Annotated in this window: 22 protein-coding genes; 6 read left to right on the top strand and 16 right to left on the bottom strand. The window is 63.9% G+C overall.

Going from position 1 to position 19,420, the window contains the following annotated elements; translation table 11 throughout:
* Both C513_RS0106810 and C513_RS0106805 read left to right on the top strand, forming a co-directional pair.
* Window positions 1–231, top strand: a 231-nt coding sequence (locus tag C513_RS0106810; RefSeq protein WP_018715292.1) for an integrase core domain-containing protein, incomplete at its 5' end; no start/stop codon positions are given.
* Window positions 232–420: 189 nt separating this feature from the next.
* Window positions 421–1,698 (top strand): TerC family protein, encoded by a 1,278-nt coding sequence (locus C513_RS0106805; RefSeq protein ID WP_018715291.1) that lies wholly within the window; start codon window positions 421–423, stop codon window positions 1,696–1,698.
* 73 nt (window positions 1,699–1,771) lie between these two features.
* Here the strand turns inward: C513_RS0106805 and C513_RS0106800 are convergent, their stop codons facing one another.
* The 6 genes from C513_RS0106800 to C513_RS0106775 all read right to left on the bottom strand — a co-directional run bounded on the left by C513_RS0106800 (window position 1,772) and on the right by C513_RS0106775 (window position 6,638).
* Complete coding sequence (locus C513_RS0106800) at window positions 1,772–2,539, bottom strand: ABC transporter permease (RefSeq protein ID WP_018715290.1); 768 nt, start codon at window positions 2,537–2,539, stop codon at window positions 1,772–1,774.
* A gap of 20 nt (window positions 2,540–2,559) precedes the next feature.
* Window positions 2,560–3,729 carry an ABC transporter substrate-binding protein gene (locus tag C513_RS0106795; RefSeq protein ID WP_018715289.1) on the bottom strand — a complete coding sequence of 390 codons (1,170 nt, stop codon included), beginning with the start codon at window positions 3,727–3,729 and terminating at the stop codon, window positions 2,560–2,562.
* A 71-nt stretch (window positions 3,730–3,800) separates the two neighbouring features.
* Window positions 3,801–4,622 carry an ABC transporter ATP-binding protein gene (locus tag C513_RS0106790; RefSeq protein ID WP_018715288.1) on the bottom strand — a complete coding sequence of 274 codons (822 nt, stop codon included), beginning with the start codon at window positions 4,620–4,622 and terminating at the stop codon, window positions 3,801–3,803.
* Window positions 4,622–4,783: a rubredoxin gene (locus C513_RS0106785; RefSeq protein WP_018715287.1), complete on the bottom strand. Its 162-nt coding sequence runs from the start codon at window positions 4,781–4,783 to the stop codon at window positions 4,622–4,624. The genes C513_RS0106790 and C513_RS0106785 overlap by 1 nt, the downstream gene beginning before the upstream one ends.
* 18 nt (window positions 4,784–4,801) lie before the next feature.
* Window positions 4,802–5,923, bottom strand: coding sequence for an acyl-CoA dehydrogenase family protein (locus C513_RS0106780; RefSeq protein ID WP_018715286.1), 1,122 nt, complete (start codon window positions 5,921–5,923; stop codon window positions 4,802–4,804).
* Between the two features lie 163 nt (window positions 5,924–6,086).
* Window positions 6,087–6,638: a lipocalin family protein gene (locus C513_RS0106775; RefSeq protein ID WP_018715285.1), complete on the bottom strand. Its 552-nt coding sequence runs from the start codon at window positions 6,636–6,638 to the stop codon at window positions 6,087–6,089.
* 186 nt (window positions 6,639–6,824) lie between these two features.
* On the opposite strand from C513_RS0106775, the gene C513_RS0106770 reads away from it, so the two are divergent.
* Window positions 6,825–7,202 carry a VOC family protein gene (locus C513_RS0106770; protein ID WP_018715284.1) on the top strand — a complete coding sequence of 126 codons (378 nt, stop codon included), beginning with the start codon at window positions 6,825–6,827 and terminating at the stop codon, window positions 7,200–7,202.
* A gap of 18 nt (window positions 7,203–7,220) precedes the next feature.
* Here C513_RS0106770 and C513_RS0106765 read toward each other — a convergent pair whose 3' ends face one another.
* Entirely contained in the window at window positions 7,221–8,906 is a 1,686-nt protein-coding gene (locus C513_RS0106765) for an ABC transporter permease (protein WP_083927372.1), read from the bottom strand.
* A gap of 79 nt (window positions 8,907–8,985) precedes the next feature.
* Between C513_RS0106765 and C513_RS0106760 the strand changes: the two genes are divergently transcribed.
* The 3 genes from C513_RS0106760 (at window position 8,986) to C513_RS0106750 (ending at window position 10,709) form a co-directional block, all read left to right on the top strand.
* Window positions 8,986–10,017 carry an ABC transporter ATP-binding protein gene (locus C513_RS0106760; RefSeq protein WP_018715282.1) on the top strand — a complete coding sequence of 344 codons (1,032 nt, stop codon included), beginning with the start codon at window positions 8,986–8,988 and terminating at the stop codon, window positions 10,015–10,017.
* Window positions 10,018–10,127: 110 nt separating this feature from the next.
* On the top strand, window positions 10,128–10,421 hold the full coding sequence (locus C513_RS0106755; RefSeq protein WP_018715281.1) for a type II toxin-antitoxin system RelE/ParE family toxin: 294 nt from the start codon (window positions 10,128–10,130) through the stop codon (window positions 10,419–10,421).
* Window positions 10,422–10,424: 3 nt separating this feature from the next.
* Window positions 10,425–10,709 (top strand): addiction module antidote protein, encoded by a 285-nt coding sequence (locus C513_RS0106750; RefSeq protein WP_018715280.1) that lies wholly within the window; start codon window positions 10,425–10,427, stop codon window positions 10,707–10,709.
* Window positions 10,710–10,876: 167 nt separating this feature from the next.
* On the opposite strand, the gene C513_RS0106745 is transcribed toward C513_RS0106750, so the two are convergent.
* The 9 genes from C513_RS0106745 to ntrB all read right to left on the bottom strand — a co-directional run bounded on the left by C513_RS0106745 (window position 10,877) and on the right by ntrB (window position 19,418).
* Entirely contained in the window at window positions 10,877–12,313 is a 1,437-nt protein-coding gene (locus C513_RS0106745) for an NAD(P)(+) transhydrogenase (Re/Si-specific) subunit beta (RefSeq protein ID WP_018715279.1), read from the bottom strand.
* Window positions 12,310–12,627 carry an NAD(P) transhydrogenase subunit alpha part 2 gene (locus C513_RS0106740; RefSeq protein ID WP_018715278.1) on the bottom strand — a complete coding sequence of 106 codons (318 nt, stop codon included), beginning with the start codon at window positions 12,625–12,627 and terminating at the stop codon, window positions 12,310–12,312. The genes C513_RS0106745 and C513_RS0106740 overlap by 4 nt, the downstream gene beginning before the upstream one ends.
* A 1-nt stretch (window position 12,628) precedes the next feature.
* Entirely contained in the window at window positions 12,629–13,759 is a 1,131-nt protein-coding gene (locus C513_RS0106735) for a Re/Si-specific NAD(P)(+) transhydrogenase subunit alpha (RefSeq protein WP_026320631.1), read from the bottom strand.
* A gap of 160 nt (window positions 13,760–13,919) precedes the next feature.
* A complete protein-coding gene (gene queF / locus C513_RS0106730) occupies window positions 13,920–14,771 on the bottom strand; it encodes an NADPH-dependent 7-cyano-7-deazaguanine reductase QueF (RefSeq protein WP_018715276.1) in 852 nt (283 codons plus the stop codon).
* A gap of 2 nt (window positions 14,772–14,773) precedes the next feature.
* A complete protein-coding gene (gene yaaA, locus C513_RS0106725; protein WP_018715275.1) occupies window positions 14,774–15,556 on the bottom strand; it encodes a peroxide stress protein YaaA in 783 nt (260 codons plus the stop codon).
* A gap of 81 nt (window positions 15,557–15,637) precedes the next feature.
* Window positions 15,638–16,924, bottom strand: a complete 1,287-nt coding sequence (locus C513_RS0106720) for a glycerate kinase type-2 family protein (protein WP_018715274.1) — start codon at window positions 16,922–16,924, stop codon at window positions 15,638–15,640.
* Window positions 16,925–17,062: 138 nt separating this feature from the next.
* On the bottom strand, window positions 17,063–17,512 hold the full coding sequence (cynS, locus tag C513_RS0106715) for a cyanase (protein ID WP_018715273.1): 450 nt from the start codon (window positions 17,510–17,512) through the stop codon (window positions 17,063–17,065).
* A 63-nt stretch (window positions 17,513–17,575) separates the two neighbouring features.
* Window positions 17,576–18,493, bottom strand: coding sequence for an ABC transporter ATP-binding protein (locus C513_RS12895; protein WP_018715272.1), 918 nt, complete (start codon window positions 18,491–18,493; stop codon window positions 17,576–17,578).
* Window positions 18,494–18,527: 34 nt separating this feature from the next.
* On the bottom strand, window positions 18,528–19,418 hold the full coding sequence (ntrB, locus tag C513_RS0106705; RefSeq protein WP_018715271.1) for a nitrate ABC transporter permease: 891 nt from the start codon (window positions 19,416–19,418) through the stop codon (window positions 18,528–18,530).
* Window positions 19,419–19,420: the final 2 nt, after the last annotated feature.

The following is a 19,420-nucleotide window of genomic DNA, read 5'->3' as shown; positions in this document are numbered from 1 at the left end:
GACAACGCGCTGGCCGAGACCATCAACGGGCTATACAAGGCCGAACTGATTCATCGCCGGGGCCCCTGGAAGACCAGGGAAGCCGTGGAACTGGCGACCCTGCAATGGGTGCACTGGTTCAACCACGTCCGACTGCTCACGCCGATCGGGGGTATCCCGCCGGCAGAAGCTGAGGCAAACTACTGGAGGCAACTTGCCGACAGCAACACCTTGGCAGAGGTGTCCACTTAAACCAACCAGCCTCCTCGAAACCCGGGGCGGTTCATTCCGCACCAGCGTGAAGCGTTGTAGCGGCTGCCTGCTTCCAGTCTCCGGAAATCGGTCGCCGTCATGCAACTGTCCGGTTTTTGCGTTCTAATTATTCCTTTGATACCCATGCAAGCCTGCCGTCAGGCTTGCCGCTTCTGAAAGGACCCCTGCATGATCCCCACCTGGGCATGGATAGTCACGATCGTCCTGATCGGCGGACTGTTCCTGTATGACTACTTCTTCCACGTGCGCGTGGCCCACACGCCAACGCTAAAGGAATCGACCATGTGGTCGATCCTGTTCGTGGCCATTGCCCTGCTGTTCGGCGTGTTTGTCTGGGTCGCCTTCGGGCACCAGCGTGGCGTGGAGTACTTTGCCGGCTACATCACCGAAAAAGCCCTGAGCGTGGACAACCTGTTCGTGTTCCTGATCATCATGGCGGGCTTCAAGGTGCCACACGCCTACCAGCAGAAAGTGCTGCTGTTCGGCATCCTGTTCTCCATCTTTGCCCGTGCAGTCTTCATTCTGGCCGGTGCCGCCCTGCTCAACTCCTTTGCCTGGATGTTCTACATCTTTGGCGGCCTGCTGCTGATGCTGGCCGGCAAGCAGCTCGCCCCCGAAAAGGAAGAGGAAAGCCTGGACCAGAACATCGTGGTGCGCGTGACGCGCAAGATGTTCCACACCACCGACTACTACGACGGTGACAAGCTGTTCACCCTGCAGAACGGCAAGCGCGCGCTGACGCCCATGCTGCTGGTGATGGTGGTCATCGGTGCCACCGACATCCTGTTTGCGCTCGACTCCATCCCGGCCATCTTCGGCCTGACCGACAGCGCCTTCATCGTGTTCACGGCCAACGCCTTCTCGCTGATGGGCCTGCGCCAGCTCTACTTCCTGATCGACGGCCTGCTGGAGCGCCTGGTGTACCTGAAGTACGGCCTGGCCATCATCCTGGCCTTCATCGGTGCCAAGCTGATCCTGCACGCGCTGCACGAGAACAACGTGCCCATCATCAACGACGGCAACCCGGTCAGCGTGATCGAGGTCACCACCGGCCAGTCGCTGATCGTGATCTGCGTGATCCTGGTCATCACCGTGGTGGCCTCGCTGATGTCGCAAAAGGGCAAGATCCTGACCGTCATCTCCAGCGTGCGCCGCCATGCCAGGCAGTATCTGGACATGGACTACGAAGCCGATCCGGCCCTGCGCGAGCAGAATTACCGCCAGCTGATGGAAGAGGAACAGGCCCTGCTGGCCATTCCGGAAGACTACAAGCACCTGCTGAGCGACGAGCAGAAGCTGCTGGACCTGCTGGACGATGCGCACCAGATGCACGACCGCTATATGGCCGACAACCCGACGCGCTACCCGAATGGCGATCCGCTGGCCGGCAAGGCGCGGCTGGATACCGCCAGCTACCGCCAGACAAATGGCGAAGAGGGTCAGTAAAGCCCAGGGGCGCTCCACCGCGCCCTGCCCTGCAATGACAAAGCCCCGTGGTGCAAACCACGGGGCTTTGTCGTCAGGCCATCGCCCAGCGCCGGTGCAGCCAGCGCGCCAGTGCATCCAGCAGCCAGCCGATCAGGCCAATCAGCAGCACCGCCGCCATCAGCTCCGAATAGGCCAGCCGATCCCGCGTATCCAGGATGAAATAGCCCAGGCCTTCATTCACGCCCAGCATTTCGCAAGGCACCAGCACGATCCAGACCACACCAATCGCCAGCCGCAGGCCGGTCAGGATATGTCCGACCACCGCCGGGAAGATGATGCTGCGCAGTGCCTCCCAGCGGGTGGCGCTGAGCGATGCCCCCAGCTGCAGCCAGTGGCGGTCTATCGCCTTCACGCCGGCACTGGTGTTCAGGATGATCGGCCAGACAGCGGCAAAGGTCAGCAGAAAGTAGATCGGCGCATCGCCCACGCCAAACACCATCACCGCAATCGGCATCCAGGACAGCGGCGAGATCATGCGCAGCAGCTGGAAGGCACCGCCACTGAGCTGCTCGGCCAGGCGTGAACGGCCCAGCAGCAGCCCGACCGGCACGCCGATCAGCAGGGCCAGCGCCAGACCGATCAGCACGCGCTGCAGGCTGGCCAGGATATGGCCGTAAATGCCGGCATCGCCCAGCAGGAACAGCAGGCTGTCCAGCGTCGGCAGCGGCGCAAAGCGGCCGACAATCGGCATGCCGGTCCTGAGCAGCATCACGCCCAGCTGCCAGGCCACCGCCAGCAGCACCAGTCCGGCCAGTGCCAGGGTTGCGGAGCGCCACGGCCCCTGCTTGATCGACGACATGCAATCCTTTCTGCTGGCGCTCAGGCCACGATGGTTTCGGTGCGGCGGTAATCGGCCGGCAGCCCGAACAGTTGCTGGCTCTGCGTGTTCTCGATGGCCTGGCGCACAAAGCGCTCATCCACCAGATCCTGCGCCACCTGCTGCGGATCCAGCTTGGCCAGCCAACGGTGTTCGCCGGCAATATGCGTCTGCTGCAGCAGCTTTACCAGCTCGCTGGTATAGCTCGGGAAGGGATAGGGCTGGAAGTCGATGCGGTTCTGCCTCCAGTCCGGATGGCGGATCGCGCCACTTTGCACATACTGCTGCAGATCGGCAGCATCCGGTGCCAACACCTTCTGCAGCACCGGCAGCGGGTGCGGCGTGTACTTGCCGGCGCCATCGGCCGACAACAGCTGCGCCACCTCGGGACGATGCTCGCGTGACCACAGCTGCGCCTTGACCATGGCATTCGCCACCTTCTGCATCCATTCGGGGCGCTGCTCCACATCGGCCGCATGCGCCACCGTGACGCAGCAGGCGTGGTCACGCCAGACATCGCCGGTAAAGCGCAGCACCTTGCCCACGCCCTGCAGCTCGGCCGCGGCATTGAACGGTTCGGCCACGATGAAGCCGGCAATGCTTTTGGCTGCCAGCGCCGCCACCATGTCGGACGGCGCCATCACGGTCAGCTTGACCTGCTTCGGGCCGGGATCCTTCTCGGTCACTTCCAGGCCGCCCTCGCGCAGCAGATGCTGCAGCACCACGTTGTGGATCGAGTACCAGAACGGAATCGCCACGGTCTTGCCACCCAGATCCGCCACCGTGTTGACATCGGGCAGCACGGTCAGCGCGGAGCCGGCCATGTGGTTCCACATCAGCACCTTGAGCGGGCTTTCGCTGCCATAGCGTGCCCACACCGTCATGGGCGTCAGCAGGTGCACCAGATTCACCTGGCCGCTGATGAAGGCTTCCACCAGCTGGGCCCAGCTGCGGAACAGCCTGGGCTGCTCCACATTCAGCCCCTCGGCCTGGAACAGGCCCTGGCTGTGCGCCACCAGCAGCGGCGTGGCATCGGTAATCGGCAAATAGCCGATGCGCAGGGGCGCATCGGGCTGGCTGGCCTGCTGGCGCTGGCAGGCCTGCAGCAGCGGCAGACTGCCGGCAGCGGTGAACAGCGAGGCCAGCTTCAGCATGTCGCGGCGTGAAACCATGGAAATTCTCCAGAAGTAACGGGTAAATCGTGCAGATGGCTGCAGATGAATGCAAATGCAGGAAGATCGGCTCAGATAACGTATTCGAGACTGTGCATGTCCTGCTGGAACAGGCGCGCATTGCGCATCGATTGCAGGATCTGCAAACGCTGTTCGTTCATGGTCAGGGCGACATCATCGCGCGGGTAAGGCTGCTCCAGCCGCCATTCGGCCAGCAGACGGCCCGGCGTATTGCCAATCAGCAGCACGCGATCGGCCACGGTCAGGGCTTCATCGATATCGTGCGTGACCAGAATGGCCGCAGTCTGGTGGCGTGTCACCAGGTCGCGCAGCAGCACCTGCATTTCGCCCCGCGTGATCTCGTCCAGCGCGCTGAACGGCTCGTCCAGCATCAGCACCTCGGGCTGGCGCGCAAAGGCACGTGCCAGCGCCACACGCTGCGCCATGCCGCCCGACAGCTGCGACGGGTGCTGCGTGGCCGCATGCAGCAGGTTCACCTCGGTCAGCGCCTGACGCACGCGTTCGCGCTCGGCCTGCTTGCCAATGGCCGGCTGGTGCTTGAAGGACAGGCCAAAGGCCACGTTGTCCTGCACCGTGAGCCAGGGCAGCAGCGAGGCGCTCTGGAACACGAAGGCGGCACGCGGATGCGGCGCCGTCAGCGGCTCGCCAAACAGCCGCACCTGGCCTTTCTGCGGCGGCTGCAAGCCGGCCAGCACGCGCAGCAGCGAGGACTTGCCAACACCGCTGGGGCCCAGCAGCGCAATCAGTTCGCCTGGCTGCACGTCAATGGAAAAGCCTTCCAGCACCCACTGGGTGCTGCCATCGGCACGTGCGTAGCCCAGCGAAATATCGCGTCCCTGCAACAGGGGCGCAGCAGCATCGGCAGCTGTCATCACTCGGGGATCTCGAAAAATTCATCCTGGCCCAGACCGCAATCGGGGCAGACCCAGCCATCCGGCAGCTTGTGGAACGGCGTACCCGGTTCGATACCGTCCGGGGCGTAGCCCTCTTCCTCGTCGTAGATATAGCCACAGGGGCCGCACATCCATTTCATCTTGTCTTTCCTTGTTGCTCAGCCTTGCGCACGCAGGCGTTCGATTTCCAGGCGCAGGTGCTTGATCGCCGGCGTCACGATCGCCACGAACAGCGCCTCGCGCGAGTGTCGCTGCGCTGCATGGCGCATCAGATAGCCTTTTGCGCCTGCATGCAGCGCGGCCGATTGTGCCGCACGCAGCGCCAGTTCGCTGGCCGCCAGCCGGACTTCCAGTACCGGCAGCATGGCCACCGTGCCGGCATCGGCCTGATCGGCCAGTTCCTGCGTGCGCAGCAGCAATGCATCCAGCTCGGCGCGCAAGGTGTCGTACTGGTCGTCCAGATAGGCGTTCGGCTTCGGCGTGGCCAGGTTGCTGTCGCGAATCGTCTTCAGGCAGGCCTCGATCACGCCGGCACCCATGCCGATCTGCAGCAGAATGAAGCCCGGCTTGATGCTGCGGATGAAATCCTCGAACTGCTCGGCATCGGCCAGCAGGTCAGCCTGCTCGATGCGCACATCGACAAAGCGTACGTTCAGCGTACGCGTGCCTTCCAGGGCACAGAATTCCGGGCAGGGCTTGAGCGTCACGCCAGCGGCATCGCCACGCGCCATGAACATGATGTAGCGGCCATCCGGCAGCTGGGCGCTGGCGGCAAACACATGCGATTCGCCCAGGTTGGACACCCAGGGCAGGCTGCCGTTGACCACAAAGCCCTCCCCTTCCGGGCGCGCCTGCAGCAGGTGCTTCTCGATGCCGCTGAGGTGCTTGACGGTGTTGGACATGCCGGTGCCGGCCAGCGCCGTGGCGCGCATCACCTGTGGCAGATAGCGTTCGCGCACTGCGGCATTCGGTGTCTGGCGCAGATACCAGCCGCAGGCGCTCTGGCACCAGCCCAGGAAGGCGGTGGAGCCGCACTCGGCACCTACCGTGGCCAGGGTACGGATTTGTGTGCCCAGCCCCAGCGCCGTGCCGCCCTGTGCTTCGCTGCCAATGCTGGCAAAACCGCCAATGGCGCCCAGCGTGCGCAGAAAGGCTTCGGGATACAGGCCTTCCTGATCGATTTGCGCCACCAGCGGCCGCAACTCCACCTTGGCCAGCGCAGCCGTGTCCTGGATCAGGCTGGCTGCAGGCAGGTGGATCGGGTTGAAACTGGCATCCATGTGGCGCTACTCCTTGCAATTCGGTCATCTGGCGGGCCACAACAGCTGGCCGCGCCCATCAAACACACCATGGTAGTCCGCACCTATCTGCCTGGGAAATACAGTTTTCTTGTTTCCTTATTCAATTTTCGAATAAGACTGCCTTCTCCCTCCCGGCAACAGATCAGTACTGCGGCGTGTACTTCAGTCGGGTCGTGTCAAAACCCCGCTCGGCTGCGCGCAAAATCAGGATGTCGAGCCGGTCCTTGGGAAAATGCTTGTCGCGCGTCAGGAACCACAAGTACTTGCGGTTTGGCGAACCTACCACCGCCCAGCGGTAATCCGGGTCCAGCTCCAGCACCCAGTAATCGCCCCAGACCATGGGCAAGCTGGCCAGCAGTTCCGGCATGAAGCGCACTTGCAACTGAGCCGGGTGCGTGCCGGCCAGACGCGCCACGCCATGCGCCTCGATGCGCTGGCCATCGCCATCTTCACAGCTGTTGAGCACATCGATCATGCCGTCATCGCGCAGGCTGTACTGCGCCATGCTGTTGCCGCTGCAGCGGCTTTGCCAGACCAGCGGCAGGCGTGCCTGCTCGTACCAGGTGCCGGCATAGCGTTCCAGATCCAGCTCCGGCACCGCTTGCAGCTCGGGCAGATCGCGCTGGCGGGACGAGGATCGCAGCAGGGCAGTCACGGCGGCCAGGGAGGCAGCCAGCAGGAGTGTCTTTTTCATGGGGTGACCTTTTTCCGATACGGATCGCATCCAGGGGGCACGACGGTACCCCCGCTGCACACCATGGTAGCCGGCCCACCGGTGCAGCAGGCGTCAGCCAAGGCAGCCCTCCGCTGTAGGAGCCTGCCCCGCCAGCCCTGGCACGGGCTACACTGGGTACTGTCCAGTGACTTGCAGGGAGCCGTCATGACCCAGCCCGCCTACCCCATCGATTTCGTGGAATTTCCCGGCCGCGACGCGGCCACCGTGGCTGCCGCCAAGACGTTTTATACCGATGTCTTCGGCTGGGCCTTCCGGGACTGGGGCGAGGACTATGCCGATACCCTCTCCAGCGGTCTGTCCTGTGGCTTCAACGCCGATCCGGCCCATGCGCCGCAGCAGCCGCTGGTCGTCGTGCACACTCCGGATCTGGAAGCCAGCCATGCCCGGGTGATTGCCGCCGGTGGCCGCATCAGCAAGCAGATCTTCGGCTTTCCTGGTGGCCGGCGCTTCCATTTCATCGATCCGGCCGGCAATGAAGTGGCGATCTGGTCCGATCTGGAACAGGAACAGAAGCAGGCCTGAAGTGACCTGAAGCCGGCTTCAGCGCTTGCGGCGCAGCGAGCGACTCAGCAGGATCACCGGTACCAGCCCGGCCAGCACCAGGGCCAGGCTCGGCAGTGCCGCTTCGGTCAGGCGCTCGTCGCGTGCCAGCTGGTAGGCCGATACCGCCAGCGTGTCCATGTTGAACGGGCGCAGCACCATGGTGGCCGGCAGCTCCTTCATCACGTCCACGAACACCAGCAGCAGGCCGGCCAGCACCGGGCCGCGCAGCAACGGCAGATGCACGCGACGCAGCACGCCCCAGGCATTGCTGCCGAGCAGGCGCGCCGCCTCATCCTGGCTTTCCGGAATGCGCGCGTAACCGCCCTGCACGCTTTGCAGCGCCACCGCCGTAAAGCGCACCAGATAGGCCCAGAGAATGCCCAGCACCGTGGTCGTGAGCCAGCCGGCAATGCTCCAGTCCGGCTGCCACTGCTGCAGCGCCGCTACCGGCAACAGCAGGCCAACCACAATCACCACGCCCGGCACCGCATAGCCCAGCGAGGCCAGCCAGGCCATACCGCGCGAAATCGCCCCCGGCAGCAGCCGCGCCGCGCCGCCCAGCAACAGCGCCAGCGCAGTGGCCAGCAGCGCGCCCGACACCCCCAGCTGGATGCTGTTCCAGGCCCAGGGCAGGAATTGCTCCCACAACACCTCCTGCTCCGTGCCCACGCCCAGCAGCAGCGGCCGCAGCATCATCAGCACCGGCAGGATAAAGCCCAGCAGCACCGGAATCATGCCCAGGCTCCAGGTCAGCAGCGCCTGCCAGCCGTGCAGCTGCGGTACGCGCGTCATCATGGCACTGCGGTTCTGGCCGCGCGTGCTGGCAAAGCGCATGCGCTGGCGCGCCCGGCGCTCCAGCCAGACCAGCAGCGACACGGAGATCAGCAGCGCCAGCGACAGCTGCGTTGCCGCCATGCGGTCATCCATCACCACCCAGGCCTTGATCACGCCAGCGGTAAAGGTCTGGATGCCGAAGTAGCTGGACACGCCAAAATCGGCCAGCGTTTCCATCAGCACCAGCGCCACCCCACCGGCCACAAACGGCCGCACCAGCGGCAGCGCCACGCTGAAAATACGGCGCATGCTGCGTGCGCCCAGCATGGCGGCAGCTTCCATCAGGTGCGTGGCGCGGTCCATCAGCGCAGTGCGTACCAGCAGATAAACATAGGGGTACAGCGTGACCGTCAGCAGGAAAGCCGCACCCCAGACATTGCGGATCTCGGGCAGCATGCGGCCTTCGGCCTGCAAAAAGGTACGCAGCCAAGTCTGTGCCGGGCCACTGAACTGCAGGAAATCGGTATAGGCATAGGCGCTGACATAGGCCGGCATGGCCAGCGGCAGCAACAGCAGCCATTCGAGCGTGCGCCGGCCCCGGTAGTCGAACAGCGTGACCAGGCAGGCACTGCCCACGCCCAGCAGCAAGCTGCCGATACCCACCAGCAGGCACAGCAGCAGGCTGGTGCGCACATAGTCTGGCAGCACGGTCTGCAGCATTTCACGCACGATATCGGCGCTGGCAGCATCCCAGTGCAGCGCCGCCAGCACCACCGAGATGATCGGCAGCAGCAGCACCACGCCTACCGGCAGCAACCACCAGCCACGGCCCCAGTCGCGCCCTGGCGCAGGCACGGCGGCCACATCAACCGGTGAGGTGGCAACAGGGTTCTCGGGAGTGGCTGACATGGTGGCTATGGGCATAAGAGTATTGATAATTATATTCATTTATAATCATCGACCTGAACACCCTCAGGAATATTCCGCCATGCATCTGTCCCTCGACCAGGTTTCCATCCGCTATTCCGGCCAGCCGGTCGATGCCGTGCATCAGGTGTCTTTCGGGCTGGCGGCCGGCGATATCGGCGTGCTGCTGGGCCCTTCGGGCTGCGGCAAGACCACGCTGCTGCGCGGCGTGGCCGGACTGGAGCCGCTGGCCAGCGGTACGCTGACGCTGGCCGGCCAGACGCTGAGCCGCCCCGGCCAGACCACGCCGCCGGAGCAGCGCCAGATGGGCATGGTGTTCCAGGATTACGCCCTGTTCCCGCATCTGAGCGTGGAGCGCAATATCGCCTACGGCCTGCATGGCCAGCCGGCGGAACGCCAGCGCCAACGCACCGCCGAGGTGCTGGAACTGGTCGGCCTGGCCGATCTGGGCAAGCGCTACCCGCACGAGCTCTCGGGCGGCCAGCAACAGCGCGTCGCCCTGGCCCGCGCCCTGGCCCCGGACCCGCGCCTGCTGCTGCTGGACGAGCCCTTTTCCAACCTCGACATCAACCTGCGCGAACGCCTGGCGCAGGAGCTGCGCACCCTGCTCAAGCAGACCGGCACCACCACCCTGCTTGTCACGCACGACCAGCAGGAAGCCTTTGCCATGGGCGATCGCATCGGCGTACTGGACCAGGGCCGCATGCAGCAATGGGCCGATGCCCGCACCCTGTACGATGCCCCCGCCACGCCATTTGTAGCGCGTTTCATCGGGCACGGCATGCTGCTGCCCATCCAGGCCGATGCCAACGGCCAGCTGCAATCGGCACTGGGCGCCCTGCCCGGCCAGCACGCCGCCAACAGCCGCCAGCTGCTGCTGCGCAGCCACGATCTGCAGTACGACCCGCTCTCGCCGATCCACGCCCGCCTGCTCGGCAGCTCCTACCAGGGCAGCCACCAGATCTACACGCTGGAACTGGCCGATGGCAGCACGGTACAGGCGACCATGCCGGCGGTGCTGCAGCACACGCCTGGGGAAATGATCGGGGTGCGTTTGCAGCAGGATCGGGGGTTGGTGGTGTTTGGGGAGTAAGGGAAGACCTTGGCAAATCCTTGCCATGAGCATCATGTACAGAACAACAGCTACTTTGCCCTGCCGCCATGTAGCGCTTGCCAACAGTATCCAATTGGATACAATATGACATGCACTACACCATAGAACAAACCGAGGCATTTGCGCGCTGGCGCGCCAGAATCAAGGATCTGGTTGCAGCTACTGCCATCCGCCGACGTCTTGAGCGTGCGCAGCACGGTAACCTCGGGGACGTCAAGGCTGTGGGCGGGGGTGTCAGTGAAATGCGGGTAGATGTAGGTGCGGGCTACCGCATGTACTACACGATTCGCGAACGTAGTGTGGTTTTTTTGCTGGTTGGCGGCAACAAGTCTACCCAGGCCGCCGATATTCGCCAGGCACAGGCCATGGCACAGGAGATTTGAATCATGACCATCAAGACCGTACCGTTTGACATCGTGACCGAACTCGATACAGAGGAAGCCATGATCGAGTACCTGCGCCAGGTGCTGGAAGATGGTGATACCGACGAAATCCTGCGCGCCATCGGTCACGTGGCACGCGCCCGAGGGATGGCGCAATTGGCAAAGGACGCCGGCCTGGGTCGCGAAAGTCTGTACAAGGCACTGACTCCAGGTGCTGCACCACGATTTGACACCATCCTGAAAGTGACACGCGCTCTAGGGCTACGGGTAACGGTGGCGCACGGCTGAAGCCAGGCATCATGATGCCAGCCCGGTAGCTCCTCCCACCCACGGTAGCCACCAGATCTGGCACGCTATTTGAAAAAACCGTGGCCGGAAACCCCTCGCAGAGCTCCCGGCCACGGTAGAGACCGTCAGGGCCAGCCCATCAGCCGCCCTGCCGTATCAAGCCACGCTCAATCCAGCGCCTTGATCATGTCCTCCACCACCTTCTTGGCGTCGCCAAACACCATCATGGTCTTGTCCATGTAGAACAGCTCGTTGTCCAGGCCGGCATAGCCTGCCGCCATGGAGCGCTTGTTCACGATCACGGTGCGCGCCTTGTAGGCCTCCAGAATCGGCATGCCGTAGATCGGGCTGCCCTTTTCCAGTGCTGCGGGGTTCACCACGTCGTTGGCGCCCAGGATGATGGCCACATCGGTCTGCGGGAATTCGCCGTTGATGTCTTCCATCTCGAACACCTGGTCGTACGGCACTTCGGCCTCGGCCAGCAGCACGTTCATGTGACCGGGCATGCGGCCTGCCACCGGGTGGATGGCGTAGCGCACGGTCACGCCCATGTCGGTCAGCTTCTGCGCCAGCTCGTTCACGGCGTGCTGGGCACGGGCCACGGCCAGGCCGTAGCCGGGCACGATGATCACGCTGTCGGCGTTGGACATCATGTAGGCGGCATCGTCGGCGCTGCCGCTCTTGACGCTGCGCTGCTCCTGCTCGCCGCCGGTTGCCGTGCCGGCTTCACCTCCAAAGCCACCCAGAATCACGCTGAAGAACGAACGGTTCATCGCCTTGCACATGATGTAGCTCAGAATGGCACCGGACGAACCCACCAGCGAACCGGCAATGATCAGCATGGAGTTGTTCAGGCTGAAACCGATGCCTGCTGCGGCCCAGCCGGAATAGCTGTTCAGCATCGACACCACCACCGGCATGTCGGCACCGCCAATCGGGATGATCAGCAGCACACCCATCACGAAGGACAGTGCCAGCATGATGTAGAACGCCGTCCAGTTCTCGGTAAAGGCATAGACCAGACCCAGGCCGATCGTCAGCAGGCCCAGTGCCAGGTTCAGCATCTGCTGGCCCTGGAACACCACCGGCTTGCCCTGGAACAGGCGGAACTTGTACTTGCCGCTCAGCTTGCCGAAGGCAATCACCGAACCGCTGAAGGTGATCGCACCAATGGCGGCACCCAGGAACAGCTCCAGGCGGTTGCCCAGCGGAATCGCTTCACGCACGCCATTGGCCGGATGCGCCGTCAGGCCAAAGGCCCAGGGCTCGGTCACCACGGCCACGGCGATGAACACCGCCGCCAGACCGATCATGCTGTGCATGAAGGCGACCAGTTCCGGCATCTTGGTCATCTCGACGCGTTGCGCCATGATGGTACCAACACCGCCACCCACGACCAGGCCCAGCAGCACCCAGCCCAGGCCGATCGGCGAAGCCGCCAGTTTCACGATCAGGGCCGCCGTGGTGAGCACGGCAATCGCCATGCCGATCATGCCGAACAGGTTGCCGCGAATCGAGGTGGTGGGATGGCTGAGGCCTTTCAGTGCCTGAATGAAACAGATACTGGCCACCAGATACAACAGGGTTACGAGGTTGAGACTCATGCTTCACCTCCCTGCTTGGGCTTGCGCTCTTTCTTCTTGAACATTTCCAGCATGCGTCGCGTTACCAGGAAACCACCAAACACGTTCACGGCAGCCAGCGCCACCGCCAGCACGCCCATGATCTTGGCCAGGGAGCCTTCGGTCAGGGCGGCAGCCATCATGGCGCCGACAATCACGATGGCGGAAATGGCATTGGTCACCGCCATCAGGGGGGTGTGCAGTGCCGGGGTCACGTTCCAGACCACGTGATAGCCCACATAAATGGCCAGCACGAAAATGATCAGGTTGATGACGGTGGGAGAGACGAGTTCCATTTCACTTCCTCCTGGTTTCGCCGTTTTGCGTCATCAGGCAGGCCGCCACGATGTCGTCTTCCATGTCGATGGTCAGGCCCTTCTCGGCCGGCAGCACCAGCTTGAGGAAGTCCAGCACGTTGCGCGCATAGAGCGCACTGGCATCGGCACCCACGCGTGCCGCCAGATTGGTATGGCCCACGATGGTCACGCCATCGGCCTGCACCACCTGATCGGCCTGCGTCAGCGGCGTGTTGCCGTCATGGCCTTGCGGGCCCTTGCCGGCCGCCATGTCCACGATGACAGAGCCCTGGCGCATGGACTGCACCATCTCGGCCGTCACCAGCGTGGGCGCGGCACGGCCCGGGATCAGCGCAGTGGTGATCACCACATCGGCAGCCGCCACGCGCTTGGCCACTTCGGCCTTCTGGCGATCCAGCCAGCTCTGCGGCATGGGACGGGCATAACCGCCCACGCCTTCGGCGGCTTCGCGCTCTTCATCGGTTTCGTAGGGTACGTCAATGAACTTGGCACCCAGCGATTCGACCTGCTCCTTCACGCTCGGACGCACATCGGAGGCCTCGATCACGGCACCGAGGCGCTTGGCGGTGGCAATCGCCTGCAGGCCGGCCACGCCCACGCCCAGAATCACCACGCGGGCGGCCTTGACGGTACCGGCAGCGGTCATCAGCATGGGGAAGAAGCGCGGATAGTGCTCGGCCGCCAGCATCACGGCCTTGTAGCCGGCAATGTTGGCCTGGCTGGACAGCACGTCCATGCTTTGCGCGCGGGTGGTACGCGGTGCGGCTTCGAGTGCGAAGGAGGTCAGGCCGGCAGCGGCCAGGCGTTGCAGCCCTTCGGCATCGAACGGATCCAGCATGCCGACCAGCACGGCGCCGGAGCGTATCTGCGCCAGCTCTTCGGCTTGCGGGGAGCGCACTTTCAGCACCATTTCGCTGCCGAGTGCCGTGGCGGCATCGGTCAGGCTGGCACCAGCGGCTTCGAACTGGGCATCGGTGATGCCGGCTCGCAGTCCGGCACCGTGCTGCACCAGCAACGTGTGACCCTGACCCACGAGTTTTTTCACGGTTTCCGGCGTTGCCGCTACTCGCGTCTCGCCAGCCACCGTTTCCAGTGGAATTCCAATCTGCACTTTGTCTCCTTGATGGTGGCGGGGCAAGCCGGACACGGCATGCCCCATTCAAGTGCAGTATGCCACGGGGTTACAGGATGTAGGCAGGAGGTCAAGAGAGCATTTCAGGGATAAACCCTGAAAATTTGCAACTGAAGTGGCATGCCAGCGACATTTCGCCTTATTGGCGGGCAGTACGCTGTTGCACCGGCATGACGCACGGATGACTGGTGCGGAACGGGTTGATATCCAGACCGCCACGGCGCGTGTAACGTGCATACACGCTCAGCTTGACCGGCTGGCAGCGCTGCCGGATGTCGTGGTAGATGCGCTCCACGCACTGCTCGTGGAATTCGTTGTGGTTGCGGAAACTGACGATGTAACGCAGCAGACCCTCGTGGCTAATCTGCGGGCCGGTGTACTGGATCTGCACGCTGCCCCAGTCGGGCTGGCCGGTCACCAGGCAGTTGCTCTTGAGCAGGCGGCTGTTCAGCGTCTCGGTCACGGTGCCCTCTTCCGGGAAAGTCACCAGCAGTTCCGGGGCCGGCTCGTAGTGCGTGCACTCGGTATCGAGCCGGTCCAGGCTGAGTCCGGCCAGCTCCACCACCTGCTGCTGCTCGAACAGGTCCGGCGCGATGATCTTCACGCCGATGCTGGCCATGACATGTTCGGCACCGCGCCAGACCGCCGCGTTGACATCGGCAAAAATGCGCTGGCGCACCTCTTCCGCGCTGGCAAAGCACGTGTTGTTGAAGCTGTTGAGATAGAGCTTGAAGGACTTGCTTTCGATGATGTTCGGCGTTTCGCAGGGAATCTGCACCTGCAGGATCGCCACCTGCGGCTTGCCGCGCAGGTTCAGCCAGCTCAACTCGTAGCCGGTCCAGAAGTCCATGCCCATGAAGGGCAGCGGTTCACGGATGCCGATTTCCGCGCGCTTGGGCGCACGCGGCAGCGCAAACAGCAACGAGGCGTCGTATGTGCTGGCGTAGGTGGTGATCTTGCCCAGCTGCGATTGTTCGGGTTGCAGCGTCATGCTCAGGCCTCCCGGTTGCGGCGGAACACCAGGCGATCCGGGCCGGAAGCATCGGCCGCGTAGCGATAGTCTTCGGCAGCAAAGTCACGCAAGCCGGCCACGCTGTCCACGCCCTGCTCCACGGCAAAACGCATCATCAGGCCGCGCGCGCGTTTGGCGTTGAAGCTGATGATCTTGTATTTGCCGCCCTTGAAGTCCTCGAACACGCATTCCACCACGCGTGCCTGCAGGGTCTTGCGGTCCACCGCCTTGAAGTACTCCTGCGAAGCCAGGTTGACCAGGATCGGCTCGGCAGCGCCTTGTTCCTCGAAACGCTGGTTCAGGTAATCGGCAATCCGGCTGCCCCAGAACTGGTACAAGTTGTCGCCGCGCGGGGTGCGCAGGCGGGTGCCCATTTCCAGGCGGTAGGGCTGCATCAGGTCCAGCGGGCGCAGCACGCCGTACAGGCCGCTCAGGATGCACAGGTGCTGCTGCAGCCAGTCCAGCTGCGGCTGGCTCAGCGAGGCGGCCTGCAGGCCTTCGTACACATCGCCATTGAAGGCGAGCACGGCCTGGCGCGCGTTGTCCGGGGTGGAGGTCTTTTCCCAGGCTTCGTAGCGCGCCACGTTCAGCACGGCCAGCTTGTCGCTCAGGCCCATCAGCTCGGCCACCTGTTGCGGCGAGAAATCGCGCAGCACCTTGATCAGTTCGACAGAATCGGGCACGAACAGCGGTGCGCTGTGCGTCTGGGTGGGCAAGGGGCTTTCGTAATCCAGCGCCTTGGCCGGAGACAGGACAAATAACATGGCAAATCCAGGGTCAGAACTCGGAGAGCAAGCCTGCATTTTGCCAGTTCCGGCTTTCCCTCCGGGCCGGTGCGGACAGTGTCAGGCCGATGCCGGCAGCACCAGCACGGCACGAAAGTCGTTCACATTGGTGCGGGTGGGGCCGGTGACCACGGCATCGCCCAGCGCACCAAAAAAACCGTGGCCGTCATTGGCGTCCAGCGCCGCCACCGGCGACAGACCCATGGCCCAGGCACGCTCCAGCGTATCGGGGGCCAGCATGGCGCCGGCAATCGGTTCCTGGCCATCCACGCCATCGGTATCAGCAGCCAGCGCATGCACTTGCGCAGCCCCGCGCAAGGCCAGCCCCAGCGCCAGCAGAAACTCCACATTGCGACCACCCCGCCCTGCCCCACGTACCGTGACCGTGGTTTCGCCGCCGGACAGCAGCACGCAGGGCGGCGCAAACGGTTCGCCATGGCGCAGCGCCTGTTGCGCCATGCCGGCCATCACCCGCGCCACCTCGCGTGCTTCACCCTCGATGCTGTCGCCCAGGATGTACGGCGTGATGCCGGCCGCACGCGCCACCTGCGCCGCCGCCTGCAGCGCCTGCTGCGCGGTGGCGACCAGCTGCACCTGCTGGCCCTGCAGGCGCGGGTCACCCGGCTTGACCGATTCGCCAGCGCCGCTTTCCAGCACGGCACGTACCGGATCAGGGATGGCGATGGCGTAACGCTGCAGAATCGCCAGCGCATCGGCACAGGTGCTGGCATCGGCCACCGTCGGGCCGGAAGCGATATCGGCCGGATCATCGCCCGGCACGTCGGAGATCAGCAGCGTGAGCAGCCGCGCCGGATGGCATTGCGCCGCCAGCCGCCCGCCCTTGATGGCCGACAGATGACGTCGCACGGTATTGATTTCGCGGATGCTGGCGCCGGAACGCAGCAAGGCCCGGCCCAGTTCCTGCTTGTGCTGCAGCGTGATGCCGTCCAGCGGCAAGGGCAGCAGCGAGGAGCCGCCACCCGAGATCAGACACAGCACGGTGTCATCGGGCTGCAGGTTCTGTACCAGCGCCAGCATGCGCTGCGCCGCCTGCTCGCCGGCAGTATCGGGCACCGGATGCGCTGCCTCCACCACCTCGATCTGGCGGCAGGCAGCCGCATGGCCCCGGGCGGTCACCACCAGGCCGCTCAGCGGCCCCGGCCAGTGCTGTTCCACCACCCGCGCCATCTCGGCCGATGCCTTGCCGGCCCCGATGACCAACAGGCGGCCAGGCGGCAGCTGGGCCAGGAACGGCGGCAGGCACTCGGCGGGCTGGGCCGCGACAATGGCGGCATCCAGCATCTGGCGCAACAGCTGGCGGGGCGGCAAGGCGTGGGAGAAGGACATGGCAAGGACTCCGGTTGCGGGCATCGGATCCTGAAGCACAAGGCCTGCCCGACAACCGGGACAGGCCTTGCACTGCAGACAGCATCCACTATAGCCATGCACCTGTCTTTCAGCCAGCCGGCGTGCCGGCCTGACTCATCAGTAGCTCTTGTACGGCAGGAACTTGCCGGACAGCACGATGTTGACGCGATCGCCCTTGGGGTCGTTTTCGCGCTGGATATCCATGGAGAAATCGATCGCGCTCATGATGCCATCGCCAAATTCCTCGTGGATCAGCTCCTTGATGCTGCCGCCATAGACGCTGATGATTTCGTAGAAGCGGTACAGCAGTGCATCGGTGGGCACGGCGGTGGGCAGTCCGCCCTTGTAGGGCACCACCTGCAGCCAGGCCACGGCCTCGTCGCTGAGGTCGAACAGCTGACCAATGGTTTCGGCCTGCGGCTTGGTGAAAGTCATCTGGCCCAGGCAGCCTGCCGTGGTCCACTCCTTGCTCATGCCTACGGCCTGGGCCACATCGGCCCACTTGATGCCCTTGGCCACCTTGGCCGACAGAATCATGGCGGTAACTTGGGAACGGTCGGAAATCATGGTGAAGCTCCTTGAAGTAACAGTGAAGTGAAAAGAAAAACAGACGGGGAAAAGACAAGGGTTTCAGATAGCCGGATCTTGCAGCAAGGGCTCCGGATCGGCCAGTCCCGGGTAGACCACCCGGGTCCGGATGCCGGAACGGCTGCCACTGCTGCGCTGACCCGCATGCTGCTCGGCCTGTTGCTGTGCCAGCCCGGAGCGGTGCACCAGAAAGTCCAGCAGGTGGTTGCGGATGCGGTAGTACTGCGGGTCATGGATCATGGTGTCGCGAGTCCGGCTGCGTGGCAAGGTATTGACCACCACCTCGGCCACATTGGCATACGGCCCGTTGCTCATCAGGAAGATGCGGTCGGCCAGCAGAATGGCCTCATCCACATCATGCGTGATCATGAACACGGTTTGCTGGGTTTCCTTGCAGATGCGCAGCAATTCGTCCTGGATCACGCCGCGCGTCAGGGCATCCAGCGCGCCAAAGGGCTCATCCATCAGCAGCATCTTGGGAGCCACGGCAAAGGCCCGGGCAATGCCGACACGCTGCTTCATGCCGCCCGACAGTTCGGAAGGCTTCTTGCGCGCGGCGGCGCCCAGTCCCACCATGTCCAGGTATTTGCCGGCCTCCTCCACAATCGCCTTGCGGTTCCAGTCCGGTTGGCGCGAGCGCAGTGCAAACACCAGGTTGTCCTCGGCGCTCAGCCAGGGCAGCAAGGCATGGCTCTGGAACACCACGCCACGGTCCAGACTGGGGCCGGCCACCTCGCGACCATCCATGAACACCATGCCGGCGCTGGCCTCTTCCAGACCGGCCATCACGTTCAGGATAGTGCTCTTGCCGCAACCGGAGTGGCCGATCACGCAGACAAACTCGCCCTTGTCGATGCCGAAATGGACATCCTCGAACACCGGTGGCAGATCGGCGCGGTAGCGCTTGGCCAGGCCTTCGACCTGCAGAAAGGACTGGTGGCCGGAGCGCGCGTGGGACATGGGGGCCTCGGGGCTGGCCAGGGGGGGCAGGACTTCAGTCAACATAGGTCACCTTCTTCTGGAGTTGGGCAAACATCTGGTCCAGCAACATGCCTACCAGGCCGATCAGCAGGACCGCAAAGATCACGTTGGACAGCGACAGGTTGTTCCACTCGTTCCACACGTAGTAGCCCAGACCGGTACCGCCAATCAGCATTTCGGCTGCCACGATCACCAGCCAGGCAATGCTCATGGAAATCCGCATGCCGGTGATGATGGTGGGTGCCGCAGCCGGCAGAATCACCCGGAAGGCTGCGCGCAGCGGCGACACTTCCAGTGTGCGCGACAGGTTCAGCCAGTCCTTGCGCACATTGGCCACGCCAAAGGCGGTGTTGACCAGCATCGGCCAGACCGAGCAGATGAAGATCACGAAGATGGCCGAGATGTTCGCATTCTTGATCGTGTACAGCGCAATCGGCATCCAGGCCAGTGGCGAGATCGGTTTCAGGATCTGGATGAAGGGGTCCAGCGCCCGGTACAGCAGCGGCGACATGCCGATCACGAAGCCCAGCGGAATCGCCACCAGCACTGCCAGGGCATAGCCCAGCGCGACCCGCGCCAGCGAATAGCCCAGTTGCAGGCCGATGCCCTTGTCGTTGGGGCCGTTGTCGTAGAACGGGTCGGCGATGCTGCTGGCAGCGCTGGTGGCAAATTGCAGCGGGGTCGGGAAGCCGTCCTGACGGGCTGCGCTGCTGTCGGCAGCAGCGTCGTCGGCCGGCAAATCGCCCATCAGGATCGCGTATTCGCGCTCTTCGGCGGTAATGGACAGCCCGGCAACAGGCGTCTGCAGGGCCGGGCTGCTGGTGCTGATGTGCCAGATGCCCACCAGCACGGCCAGCAACAGCAGTGACAGCAGCGCGGCACGGAGTCGTAGGGAGTTCAACATGA

It is taken from the genome of Allobrachymonas chironomi DSM 19884 (assembly GCF_000374625.1).
In the GTDB taxonomy this organism is placed as follows: domain Bacteria; phylum Pseudomonadota; class Gammaproteobacteria; order Burkholderiales; family Burkholderiaceae_C; genus Brachymonas; species Brachymonas chironomi.
Note: the sequence above shows the minus strand (reverse complement) of the source record. Positions and strands in the feature narration are given on the sequence as shown.